The following is a 12,189-nucleotide window of genomic DNA, read 5'->3' on the forward strand; positions in this document are numbered from 1 at the left end:
TCCTTGGCGGAGGACCCGGCGGCATCGGCGGAGGAAGACCCGGCGGAAGAGGACCCGGCGGAGGAGGACCTAGCAGCGGAAGACGAGGACCCGGCGGCGAACGCCGCCCCCGCCCGCAGACCGTCCTCCGACCGCAGCACCCCCAGCATCTGCCGCAGCTCGGTCAGCGCCTGCCGCCCCATGTCGCCCACCAGCGCCGCGTTCTTCGACGCCTTCTCCGGATCCTTGAGCGCCACCGCCTGCAGCGCCGCCGCGTGCACCACCATCAGGCTCACCCGGTGCGCCACCACGTCGTGCATCTCCCGCGCGATCCGGGTCCGCTCCTCGTTACGGGCCCACTCGGCCCGTTCCTCCGCCCGCTCCGCGAGCAGCGAGAGCTCCCGTTCCAGACCGTCCGCCCGCTCGCGCAGGCTCTCCACCAGCCGCCGCCGCGCCCGGACGTACAGCCCCAGCAGCACGGGCGGGCCGGTCAGCCCCAGGGTGAGCACCATGGCGAACATCGGGGCCTCCCACACGGAGGTCCCCAGACCGCTCTGCGGATTGTCCCGGCGGAGGCCGATCACCGTGACGAGGAAGCTGCCTACCGCCGCCATTCCGGCCAGCACCGCCGTGATCCGGCGCGGCACCTCGGACGAGGCGAGGGTGTAGAGCCCTACGACGCCGAGCAGCAGACCCATTTCGGCAGGGGTGACCGCGATCGATATCAGCACCACGGCGATCGCCCAGCGGCGCCGCAGCACCAGCGTGGCACCGACGAGCACCCCGATCAGCACCCCGGCGGCCACCGGAATCCGGGCATCGTGGGCGAATCCGACACCCTCCGCCGCGCACTCGATCGACGACGCCACGGCGAGCAGGACATCGAGCCCCATACTCCGCCGCCGCGCCCACCACCACGGCCCCGCGGGCGCGCCCCGCGCGCCCGTGGCCTCTTCCCCCGTCGAACTCATAGCGACCAGCCTACGGCCGGGCGCCAGCGCTTTTCCCGGTGACACGGCGGCGCGCAAGAGACTCGAACACCCGGCAAAGCCGCCTATTTAACTCGAACGAATGAATCGCCCACATTTTCGACCCAATGCGTACGGACAGCGAACGATCCTGTGGTCATGAGCGAACCACGGCGCCGCGACGGCGACAGCGTGGGCGGCCTGCTCAGCGGGACGACCACGTTCGAAGAACTGAGGGAACGGGCGATCGCGTTACGGAGGGAAGGACTGAGCCGCAGACAGATCCGCGACCGGCTGAAGGTCAGCAACAACGACATCCTGAACCGCCTCCTGGAGGGCGAGCCGCCACCGGAGTGGACCAGGCGCCCCAACGCCAAGGACGACCTACGGGCCAGGGCGCGCGAGATGCGACTCCAGGGGATGACCTACGACAAGATTCAGCTGGAGCTGGGCTGCTCCAAGAGCTCCATCTCCCTCTGGACCCGCGACCTACCGAAACCGGACCGGCCGCCCCGCACCCGGGAGGAGGCGTCGGCGATCGCCAAGCGGGGGTGGGAGGCGACGATGCGGCAGCGGGAGATCGAGCGGCAGCGGACGAAACTCGTGGCGGCGCGGGAGATCGGCGTCATGACGGACCGGGAGCTGTTCCTGGTGGGCGTGGGGCTGTACTGGTCCGAGGGCAGCAAGAGCAAGCCCTACAGCCTCAGGGAAGCGGTCATCTTCATCAACAGCGACCCCGACATGATCCAGCTCTATCTCGCCTGGCTCGCTCTGCTCGGCATAGAACCGGCACGGTTGCGCTTCCGCGTGATGATCCACGAATCGGCCCAGGTGGCGGACGCGGAGCGATACTGGGCGGAGACCATCGGCGTGGACGTCACCACCCTGGAACGGACAACATTGAAGAAGCACAACCCGAAGACCGTCCGCAAGAACGTCGGCGAGGGATACCGAGGGTGCCTGGTGGTCCGTGTTCTCCAAGGAGCTGACCTATACCGTCGCATCGAAGGCTGGTGGTACGGCATAGTGGTGGGGGCCAGGTCGACGATTTAGCGGTTGTCCGATTTGGCACCTTTTGCCATCCCCTGTGGTGTAATGGGCAACACGTGGCGCTTTGGACGCTTTGTTCCAGGTTCGAGTCCTGGCAGGGGAGCTCTAAGTTCGGGTCCTGACTGCGCGGCACCGCCCGGCTCGGCACCCTCCTTCCTTTCCGCCCGGAAACCTCTCGGTATCCTGCGGGTGTCCACCCCCGAAGCCGAAGGGCACACCCGTGAGCGCCAACCGCCCGGCAGCCGTCGTCGTCCTCGCAGCGGGTGAGGGCACCCGCATGAAATCGGCGACCCCGAAGGTTCTGCACGCCCTCTGCGGCCGCTCCCTCGTCGGGCATGTCGTCGCCGCCTCCCGAGAGCTCTCCCCCGAACATCTCGTGGTCGTGGTCGGCCACGCCCGGGAGCAGGTCTCCGCGCATCTGGCCGAGACCGACGCCGAGGTGCGCACCGCCGTCCAGCACGAGCAGAACGGCACCGGGCACGCCGTCCGGATGGGCCTGGAGGAGCTGTCCGACAGCGGGGTCGCCCTCGACGGCACCGTGATCGTCGTCTGCGGCGACACCCCGCTGCTGACCGGCGAGACGCTCCAGCGGCTCGCCGCGGCCCACGACGCCGACGGCAACGCCGTGACCGTGCTGTCCGCCGAGGTCCCCGATGCCACCGGCTACGGCCGGATCGTGCGGGAGGACGCGACCGGCGCCGTCACCGCGATCGTGGAGCACAAGGACGCCACCGACGCGCAGCGCGCGATCCGCGAGATCAACTCCGGGGTCTTCGCCTTCGACGCCCAGCTGCTCACCGACGCCCTCGGCAAGGTGCGCACCGACAACAGCCAGGGTGAGGAGTACCTCACCGATGTGCTCGGCATCCTGCGCGAGGCCGGGCACCGGGTGGGCGCGTGCGTGGCGGGCGACCACCGCGAGATCCTCGGGATCAACAACCGCGTCCAGCTGGCCGAGGCCCGCAGGCTGCTCAACGAGCGGCTGCTGGAGCGGGCGATGCTGAGCGGGGTGACCGTCGTCGACCCCGCCACCACCTGGATCGACGTGACCGTCACCTTCGAGCCGGACGCGCTGGTCCACCCCGGCACCCAGCTGCTGGGGGCCACCCATCTGGCCACGGACGCCGAGGTCGGGCCGAACTCCCGGCTCACCGACACCACCGTCGGCCAGGGCGCGGCCGTCTCGTTCACCGTCGCGGAGGGCGCGGAGATCGGCGCGGGGGCGAGCGTGGGGCCGTACGCGTATCTGCGCCCCGGGACCCGGCTGGGGGCCAAGGCCAAGGCCGGCACGTACGTGGAGATGAAGAACGCCACGATCGGTGAGGGCACCAAGGTGCCGCATCTGTCCTACGTGGGCGACGCGACGATCGGCGAGCAGACCAACATCGGCGCCGCCAGCGTCTTCGTGAACTACGACGGTGTGAACAAGCACCACACCACCATCGGCAGCCATTGCCGGACCGGGGCCGACAACATGCTTGTGGCTCCCGTCACGATCGGGGACGGTGCTTACACCGCCGCCGGATCGGTCATCACCAAGGATGTGCCCCCGGGCTCGCTCGCCGTCGCACGCGGACAGCAGCGGAACATCGAGGGCTGGGTCGCCCGCAAGCGCCCCGGAAGCGCCGCGGCACGAGCCGCCGAGTCCGCTCGTCGGGAGGACGAGGGCCAACAGTGACATGTGCACAGGTACACCGTGCGGGGCGTACGGTGAGAAGTGCACCAAAGTGACATCCAAGGAGACTTGTTGTGACCGGGATCAAGACGACCGGCGAGAAGAAGCTGATGCTCTTCTCCGGCCGCGCCCACCCCGAGCTGGCCGAGGAGGTCGCCCATGAGCTGGGCGTCAGCTTGGTCCCGACCAAGGCATTCGACTTCGCCAACGGCGAGATCTACGTCCGCTTCCAGGAGTCGGCGCGCGGTGCCGACTGCTTTTTGATCCAGAGCCACACGACTCCGATCAATAAGTGGATCATGGAGCAGCTCATCATGATCGATGCGCTGAAGCGGGCTTCCGCGCGCTCGATCACGGTGATCGTTCCGTTCTACGGCTACGCCCGTCAGGACAAGAAGCACCGTGGCCGTGAGCCGATCTCGGCGCGGCTGGTCGCCGACATGCTGAAGACGGCGGGTGCCGACCGGATCCTCACGGTCGATCTGCACACCGACCAGATCCAGGGCTTCTTCGACGGCCCGGTGGACCACCTCTTCGCGCTGCCGGTGCTCGCGGACTACGTGGGCGCCAAGGTCGACAAGTCCAAGCTCACCGTGGTGTCGCCGGACGCCGGCCGGGTGCGGGTCGCGGACCGCTGGTGCGACCGGCTGGGCGCGCCGCTGGCGATCGTGCACAAGCGGCGGGACCCGGATGTGGCCAACCAGGTCACGGTGCACGAGGTGGTCGGCGATGTGCGGGGCCGGGTGTGTGTGCTGGTCGACGACATGATCGACACCGGTGGCACCATCTGCGCGGCGGCGGATGCGCTGTTCGCGAACGGCGCGGAGGACGTGATCGTGACCGCCACCCACGGCGTGCTGTCGGGTCCGGCCGCGGACCGGCTGAAGAACTCCAAGGTCAGTGAGTTCGTCTTCACCAACACCCTGCCGACCCCGAACGAGGTGGAGCTGGACAAGGTGACCGTGCTGTCGATGGCGCCGACGATCGCCCGCGCGGTCCAGGAGGTCTTCGAGGACGGCTCGGTGACCAGCCTGTTCGAGGAGCAGGCGTGAGCGGCTTAACCTCCCCGGACCGGACGTAGAGGCCACTCCCGTCAGGGGGTGGCCTCAGCCATTGGCAAAGGCACCCTCGGCCATTGGTAGAATCGTGGGGTTGCTCGGCGAGGGAGGCCGCTTCTCACAGCGGCTGTCCGTTATCGACGCGCTCTTCGTAGCAGGTCTGTCGTGGGCCGGGTGACGCCCACACACCGTAAACGATCTACGAGGAGTGCCCCATGGCCGAGGTCAAGATCTCCGCTAAGCCCCGCACCGAGTTCGGCAAGGGTGCCGCCCGCCGCGCCCGTGCCGCCGAGCGCGTTCCCGGCGTGGTCTACGGCCACGGCGTCGAGCCGCTGCACGTCACGCTGCCGGCGCACGACCTGCTGATGGCGCTGAAGACCCCGAACGTGCTGATCCGTCTCGACGTCGAGGGCGGCAAGGACGAGCTGGTCATCCCGAAGGCCGTGCAGCGTCACCCCATCAAGATCGGTGTGCTGGAGCACATCGACCTGCTGCTGGTGCAGAAGGGCGAGAAGGTCACCGTCGAGGTGCCGATCCTCACCGAGGGCGACCTGGCCCCGGGCGGCAACCTGCTCGAGCACCTGCTGAACGCCCTGCCGGTCGAGACCGAGGCGACCCACATCCCGGAGTCGGTCACCGTCTCCATCGCGGGCCTGGACGCGGGTGCCACCATCCACGCCAAGGACATCACCCTCCCTGCGGGCACCACGCTGGCCGTCGAGGAGGACGCGGCCGTGCTGCAGGTGGTCGCCGCCCAGGCCGAGGCTCCCGCCGAGGAGGGCGCCGAGGGCGAGGCCGAGGGCGCCGAGGCGTAATCTGCGGCTGCTCCCTTTTCGCTTCTCCGGCCGCCGTCCCGCCCCCTGGGGTGCGGGGCGGCGGCCGTCCTCAAGGAGAGACATCCAGATGACGGACGACACGAGCCCCTGGCTTGTGGTGGGCCTCGGCAACCCCGGTGGCGAGTACGCGGGCAACCGCCACAACGTCGGCTTCATGGTGGCCGATCTGCTGGCCGAGCGGATGGGTGCCCGTTTCAAGGCGCACAAGTCCCGGGCCCAGGTCGTCGAGGGCCGGGTGGGTCCGCCCGGGCCGGCGAGCCGCCGTGTCGTGATCGCCAAGCCGATGTCCTTCATGAACCTCTCGGGCGGTCCGGTGACCGCGCTGCGCGACTTCTACAAGGTGCCGGTCGGTCATGTCGTGGCCGTTCATGACGAATTGGACATCGATTACGGCGCGCTGCGGTTGAAGATCGGCGGGGGTGACAATGGCCACAATGGGTTGAAGTCGATCACCAAGTCGCTGGGCGCGGACTACTGCCGGGTGCGCTTCGGAATCGGCCGTCCGCCGGGCCGGATGGATGTCGCGGCGTTTGTCCTGAAGGACTTTTCCGCAGCGGAGCGCCGGGAGTTGGACTACTTCGTGGACCGCGCCGCGGACGCGGTGGAGACGCTCATCGCGGACGGGCTGGAGCGCGCGCAGGGGACGTACAACTCCTGAAAGGCGCCGTTCGCCCGTTTGTTCGGCGGAAGGTTGACCGGGGGCCCGGGGATGGCGAGGATCGCCGCCATGGCTTCCACCGGTGTGACCAAGCGCAGCCGTACGCGGCGGGCGGGCGAGAGCGCGTACGGGTTTCTGTTGCTGGCGAAGAACGTGGCAATGGCGCTTGTCGCGCTGCTGATCCTGGTCGCCGGGGTGTGGTCCTCCTGGGGCGACGCCAAGCCGTCGATGCTGACCAAGGGGCTTGAGCGCGGCACCGTCACGGTCTCCGACTGCGGCGACGAATGGTGCACCGGCTCCTTCACCCCGGCCCGCGGGGGCGGCAAGTCCCGTGGCCGGGTGCGGATCGACGAGGCCGTCACGAACGGGACGGGCGACCGGGTGCCGGTGGCCCTCAAACCCGGCACGGACCACGCCGTCCGCACCGGCGCCGCCGGCGTCCTCCACGCCTGGGTCCCCTTCGGCGGCTCCCTCCTCCTCACCTCCCTGATCGTGGCAGGCGGCCTCGGCCTACGCCGCACAGGCTGGGCCATGGGCCTGCTGGGCGCGGCGCTGCTGGGCGCCTCCTTCGCCACACTTACGCTGTAGCGCTCACCGGGTCCCCTCGCTGCGTCTGGGCTCACTCTTCGTCCCGGGACCACCCCGCCGTTGTGCGACCGCCCTTCTTGGCTCGGGCAGTTCGGCACCGCCGGACACGACGGTGGAGGTCCTCGCCGTCGCGGCGGGGACGAGAAGCCGTACCCGGCAGAGAAGCCGTACTGGGCAGCGGCCGCGCACACAGGCAGTGCCGCGCGCACGCAGGCAGCGGCCGCGCGCACGCAGGCAGCGGCCGAGCGCACGCAGGCAGCGGCCGAGCGCACGCAGGCAGTGCCGCGCGCACGCAGGCAGTGCCGCGCGCACGCAGGCAGTTCGGCACCGCCGGACACCACCACGGGGGTCCCCGCCATCGCGGCGGGGAAGAAAAGCCGTACCCGGCAGACAAGCCCCACCCCCGAGCCGGGAAAACGCGCCGGACAGCGCCGAAGCGCACGCAGGCAGTTCGGCACCGCCGGACACCGCCACGGGGGTCCTCGCCATCGCGGCGGGGACGAGGGCGGGCGCGGCGGACCGCCGGGAGCGCGCGCCGACGAGCGGTGAAGCAAGGCGCGGCGTACCCACCAGGGGACCGGGCTTGGCAGCGGCGGAGCCTGGTGCCTGGCGGGGGGCCGGGGGCGGAGCCCCCGGAAATCTCACTACCTCAGCAACACCACCGGGCGGGGCCCGCTCCGTCAAGGGTGGGCCCCGCCCGGTGTCGGGTGCACGCCGTCGTCAGCCCGTGTTGCGGAGGCCCGCGGCTACGCCGTTGACCGTGAGGAGGAGGGCTCGGGCGAGCAGGGGGTCGGGGTCCTCGCCCCGCTCGGCCGCGGTGCGCTGGCGGTGGAGCAGGGTCACCTGCAGATACGAGATCGGGTCGAGGTAGGCGTCCCGGACGTGGAACGTCTGCTTCAGCACCGGGTTGGAGTCGAGGAGTTCCCGTCCACCGGTGATCCGCAGCACCTCCCGCACCGTCAGCTCGTGCTCCTCCTGGATCACGTCGAAGACATGCTTCAGCTCATCCGGCACCAGCGTGTCGACGTAGTGCCGGGCGATCCGCAGATCCGTCTTGGCCAGCGTCATCTCGACGTTGGACAGGAAGTTGCGGAAGAAGTGCCAGTGCTGGTGCATTTCGTCGAGGACGGTGTCGAGTCCGGCCTCGCGGGCGGCCTTGAGGCCGGAGCCGACGCCGAACCAGCCGGGGACGATCTGCCGGGACTGGGTCCAGCCGAACACCCACGGGATGGCCCGCAGTCCGTCGAGGCCGGCGCCGGAGTCGGGGCGGCGGGAGGGCCGGGAGCCGAGGTGGAGCTCGGCGAGCTGGTCCACCGGCGTGGAGGCGAAGAAGTACGCGGGCAGGTCGGGGTCGTCGACGAGCTTGCGGTAGGCGCCGTGCGCGGCTTCGGAGACGGTTTCCATGGCCGCGTCCCAGCGGGCGAGCGCCTCGTCGGACTGACGCGGGGCGGTGTGCAGGGCGGACGCCTGCAGCGTGGCGGCCACCGTCAGCTCCAGGTTCTCGCGGGCCAGCGAGGGCACGAGGTACTTGTCGGAGATGACCTCGCCCTGCTCGGTGACCTTGATCTCGCCCTCGAGGGTGCCCCACGGCTGCGCGAGGATCGCGTCGTGGGTGGGGCCGCCGCCGCGGCCGACGGTGCCGCCGCGGCCGTGGAAGAGCCGCAGCCGTACGCCGTGCCGGTGGGCGACGTCGCGCAGCAGCCGCTGGGCGCGGTGGATCTCCCACTGGGAGGTGGTGATGCCGCCGAACTTGGAGGAGTCGGAGTAGCCGAGCATGACCTCCTGGACGTCGCCGCGGAGGGCGACGAGCCGCCGGTACGAGGGGTCGGCGAGCATCTCGTCGAGGAGCTTGTCGGCGATCTTCAGCTCTTCGGTGGTCTCCAGCAGCGGAACGATGCCGATCTTGGCCCAGCCCGCGTGGAGGTCGATCAGCCCGGCCTCGCGGGCGAGGACGGCGGCGGCGAAGACGTCGTCGGAGCCCTGGCACATGGAGATAATGTAGGACTCGACGATCTCGGGGCCGAAGCGCTCGAAGGACTCGCGGATGGTGTGGAAGACGCCGAGGGTCTTGGCACCGGCGGCGTCCAGCGGCGCCGGGGTGGGTGCGAGGGGGCGCCGGGAGCGCAGCTCCTTGGCGAGCAGCTTGCGCCGGTAGTCGCGCGGCATGTCGGCGTAGCGCCAGGACTCCTCGCCGAGCCGGTCGAAGAGCTGGCCGAGGGCGTGGTGGTGGGCGTCGGCGTGCTCGCGGACGTCCATGGTGGCGAGCTGGAGGCCGAAGGCGGCGAGGGTGCGGATGGACCGTTCGAGCCGGCCGTCGGCGATGAGCTGGCCGCGGTGGGCCCGCAGGGAGTCCTGGACGAGGTGGAGGTCGGCGAGGAGCTCACCGGAGCCGAGGTAGTCACGGCCGGGCTGGTGGGGGGTGTCTCCGGCGAGCCGTTCGCGGGTGTTGACGAGCTTCTGCCGCATGCAGGTGGCCTTGAGCCGGTAGGGCTCCTCGGCGTTGAGCCGCTTGTAGCGCGGGCTGATCTCGGGCAGCAGTTCGAGGTCGCGCTGGAGGGAGGCGAGGAGCTCCTCGGAGGCGCCGGTGTTGCGGATGGAGCTGGAGAGCGCGGCGCGCAGCTCGTCGATGATCTCCAGCGCGTCGGTGATGCCGTGCTCGTGCTGGAGGATCAGAACGTCGCGGGTGACCTCGGGGGTGACGTTGGGGTTGCCGTCGCGGTCGCCGCCGATCCAGGTGCCGAAGGTGAGCGGGCGGGTGGTGGCGGGCAGCTCGACGCCCACGCGCTCGAGCTCCGCGGTGAGGTCCTCGAGGACGTCGCCGACGGCACCGGCGTGCAGCTCGTCGAGGTAGTAGATGGCGTTGCGGGCCTCGTCGGCGGGCTCGGGGCGGACGACGCGCAGCTCATCGGTCTGCCAGAGCAGGTCGATGCTCTCGGCGAGCCGCAGGTCGGCGCGGCGGGCGTCGCCGCCGACGGCGAGGGTGTCGAGCAGCTCGGCGATGCGTCGGAGCTTGGTGAGGACGGTGCGGCGGGCGGCCTCGGTGGGGTGGGCGGTGAAGACGGGGCGCACGCCGAGGTTGGCGACGGTCTCCCGGAGGTGCTCGGGGTCGGCGTCCTTGAGCTGGTCGGCGGTGCGGGCGAGGATGCCGCCCTCGGCGGCGCGGCGGGCGCGCAGCTCGCGGCCGCGGTGCACCTGCTCGGTGACGTTGGCCAGGTGGAAGTAGGTGGAGAAGGCGCGGACCAGCTTGGCGGCGGTCTCGAGGTCGGTGGAGCCGAGCAGGTCGGCCGCGGCCTCGCCGTCACTGCGGGTGAGGGCACGGACGCGCTCGACGAGTTCGAGGAGATCGGGGCCCTCCTGCCTGACGAGGGTCTCACCGAGCAGGTCGCCCAGACGGCGGATATCGGCACGCAGGGCGGCGTTGGTGTGGTCGGCACTGCTCACAGGTGCGGGCTCCTTGCAGTGAACGGGGTTCGAAGCGCGGCATCGATGCGTGCGCGGCGGGCGCCGCGCGCTGCTGACCCGGTGCTTTCGGCCTTGTGCGGACCGCGCTGTCCGACGCTCACCAGGATAGGCGGCACGACCCTGGGTGAGACCAGAGCCCTATTGCCCCGCTTCCCGGCCCTGCCATACTTACGACGCCGTAGGTTACGCATCCGTAGCCATGCCCCCGAGCCCCACGAGGGATCCCATGACTGCAAGCCCCGACGTGGTCAACGACACGCCGAAGGCCCAGGAGGCCCCGCTTCCCTCCGCCACGCTCGGCGGGGACAGCAAGCGCTCCATCGAACAGATCACCCTTCTCCTGTTCATCACCGTCCCCTTCGTCGCGCTGCTCGCGGCGGTTCCCCTGGCCTGGGGCTGGGGGGTCAGCTGGCTGGATCTGGCGCTGCTGGTGTCGATGTACTACATCGGCTGCCACGGCATCACGATCGGCTTCCACCGCTACTTCACCCATGGCTCGTTCAAGGCGAAGCGACCGCTGCGGATCGCGCTGGCGATCGCGGGGTCGCTGGCCGTGGAGGGCCCGCTGGTCCGCTGGGTGGCCGATCACCGTAAGCACCACAAGTTCTCCGACGCCGAGGGCGACCCGCACTCCCCGTGGCGGTACGGCGAGACCGTTCCGGCCCTGCTGAAGGGGTTGTGGTGGGCACATATCGCCTGGATGTTCGATGAAGAACAGACGCCGCAGTACAAATACGCACCGGATCTGATCAAGGATGGCGCCGTCCGGGCGATCTCCCGGCAGTTCGTGGTATGGACCGTGGTCTCCCTGATGGTGCCGCCGGTGATCGGCGGACTGGTGACCTGGTCCTGGCAGGGCGCGGTGACCGCCTTCTTCTGGGGGTCACTCGTCCGGGTGGCTTTGCTGCACCATGTGACCTGGTCGATCAACTCGATCTGCCACGCGGTGGGCAAGCGCCCGTTCAAGTCGCGGGACCGCTCCGGCAATGTGTGGTGGCTCGCGGTGCTCTCGTGCGGCGAGTCCTGGCACAACCTGCACCACGCGGACCCGACCTGCGCCCGGCACGGGGTGATGCGGGGGCAGCTGGACTCCAGCGCCCGGATCATCCGCTGGTTCGAGAAGGCGGGCTGGGCGTATGACGTCCGGTGGCCGAGCCAGGACCGTATCGATGCCCGCCGTCAGGGGGAAACCGCCGGAGCGGCATGATAGAGGGCGTGGCGACCGACAGTAATACCAGCGGTGAAAAGGACCGGCCGCGCCGGGCCGGCCGGTCCTCCGGATCCGGAGCCCGGCGGCCCCGCCGGGTCCGGATGACCGGCAAGGAGCGCCGGGAGCAGCTGCTGGACATCGGTCGCACGCTCTTCGCCGAGCGCGGCTTCGAGGGCACCTCGGTGGAGGAGATCGCGGCGAAGGCGGGGGTCTCCAAGCCGGTGGTGTACGAGCACTTCGGCGGCAAGGAGGGGCTGTACGCGGTCGTGGTGGACCGCGAGATGCGGCGGATGTTGGACATGGTCACCACATCCCTCACCGCGGGCCACCCGCGCGAGCTGTGCGAGCAGGCCACCTTCGCCCTCCTGGACTACATCGAGGAGTACACGGACGGCTTCCGCATCCTCGTCCGCGACTCCCCCGTCGCCCAGTCCACGGGCACCTTCGCCTCCCTGATCAGCGATATCGCCACCCAGGTGGAGGACATCCTGGGCCTGGAATTCAAGGCCCGCGGCTTCGACCCCAAGCTGGCCCCCCTCTACGCCCAGGCCCTGGTGGGCATGGTCGCCCTGACCGGCCAGTGGTGGCTGGACGTCCGCAAACCCAAGAAGGCCGAGGTCGCGGCCCACCTGGTGAACCTGGCCTGGCACGGCCTGGATGGCCTGGAACCGAAACCGCGCCTGATAGGCCACCGCAAGTCCTGAC

At 70.2% G+C, this 12,189-nt stretch carries 10 protein-coding genes and 1 tRNA gene; 9 read left to right on the plus strand and 2 right to left on the minus strand.

The window, feature by feature from the left end; translation table 11 throughout:
* The coding region (locus GWI24_RS30225; RefSeq protein ID WP_210949064.1) for a sensor histidine kinase at positions 1–950 on the minus strand (950 nt) is incomplete at its 3' end.
* Between the two features lie 156 nt (positions 951–1,106).
* Here GWI24_RS30225 and GWI24_RS30230 point away from each other — a divergent pair.
* The 7 genes from GWI24_RS30230 (at position 1,107) to GWI24_RS30260 (ending at position 6,812) form a co-directional block, all read left to right on the plus strand.
* Entirely contained in the window at positions 1,107–2,000 is an 894-nt protein-coding gene (locus GWI24_RS30230) for a hypothetical protein (protein WP_210949065.1), read from the plus strand.
* A gap of 28 nt (positions 2,001–2,028) precedes the next feature.
* Positions 2,029–2,100 (plus strand) — tRNA-Gln (locus GWI24_RS30235).
* Positions 2,101–2,217: 117 nt separating this feature from the next.
* Complete coding sequence (gene glmU, locus GWI24_RS30240; protein ID WP_210949066.1) at positions 2,218–3,675, plus strand: bifunctional UDP-N-acetylglucosamine diphosphorylase/glucosamine-1-phosphate N-acetyltransferase GlmU; 1,458 nt, start codon at positions 2,218–2,220, stop codon at positions 3,673–3,675.
* 71 nt (positions 3,676–3,746) lie between these two features.
* Positions 3,747–4,724 carry a ribose-phosphate diphosphokinase gene (locus GWI24_RS30245; protein ID WP_210949067.1) on the plus strand — a complete coding sequence of 326 codons (978 nt, stop codon included), beginning with the start codon at positions 3,747–3,749 and terminating at the stop codon, positions 4,722–4,724.
* 221 nt (positions 4,725–4,945) lie between these two features.
* Positions 4,946–5,545 (plus strand): 50S ribosomal protein L25/general stress protein Ctc, encoded by a 600-nt coding sequence (locus tag GWI24_RS30250; protein ID WP_210949068.1) that lies wholly within the window; start codon positions 4,946–4,948, stop codon positions 5,543–5,545.
* An 88-nt stretch (positions 5,546–5,633) separates the two neighbouring features.
* Entirely contained in the window at positions 5,634–6,224 is a 591-nt protein-coding gene (pth, locus tag GWI24_RS30255; protein WP_037950921.1) for an aminoacyl-tRNA hydrolase, read from the plus strand.
* A gap of 69 nt (positions 6,225–6,293) precedes the next feature.
* Entirely contained in the window at positions 6,294–6,812 is a 519-nt protein-coding gene (locus GWI24_RS30260; RefSeq protein WP_210949069.1) for a hypothetical protein, read from the plus strand.
* A gap of 720 nt (positions 6,813–7,532) precedes the next feature.
* On the opposite strand, the gene ppc is transcribed toward GWI24_RS30260, so the two are convergent.
* Positions 7,533–10,253, minus strand: a complete 2,721-nt coding sequence (gene ppc, locus GWI24_RS30265; protein ID WP_210949070.1) for a phosphoenolpyruvate carboxylase — start codon at positions 10,251–10,253, stop codon at positions 7,533–7,535.
* A gap of 247 nt (positions 10,254–10,500) precedes the next feature.
* On the opposite strand from ppc, the gene GWI24_RS30270 reads away from it, so the two are divergent.
* Entirely contained in the window at positions 10,501–11,481 is a 981-nt protein-coding gene (locus GWI24_RS30270; RefSeq protein WP_210949071.1) for a fatty acid desaturase, read from the plus strand.
* Positions 11,478–12,188: a TetR/AcrR family transcriptional regulator gene (locus tag GWI24_RS30275; protein ID WP_210949072.1), complete on the plus strand. Its 711-nt coding sequence runs from the start codon at positions 11,478–11,480 to the stop codon at positions 12,186–12,188. Before GWI24_RS30270 ends, GWI24_RS30275 begins: the two co-directional genes overlap by 4 nt.
* Position 12,189: the final 1 nt, after the last annotated feature.

It is taken from the genome of Streptomyces sp. MK37H (assembly GCF_018035285.1).
Taxonomy (GTDB): Bacteria; Actinomycetota; Actinomycetes; order Streptomycetales; family Streptomycetaceae; genus Streptomyces; species Streptomyces endocoffeicus.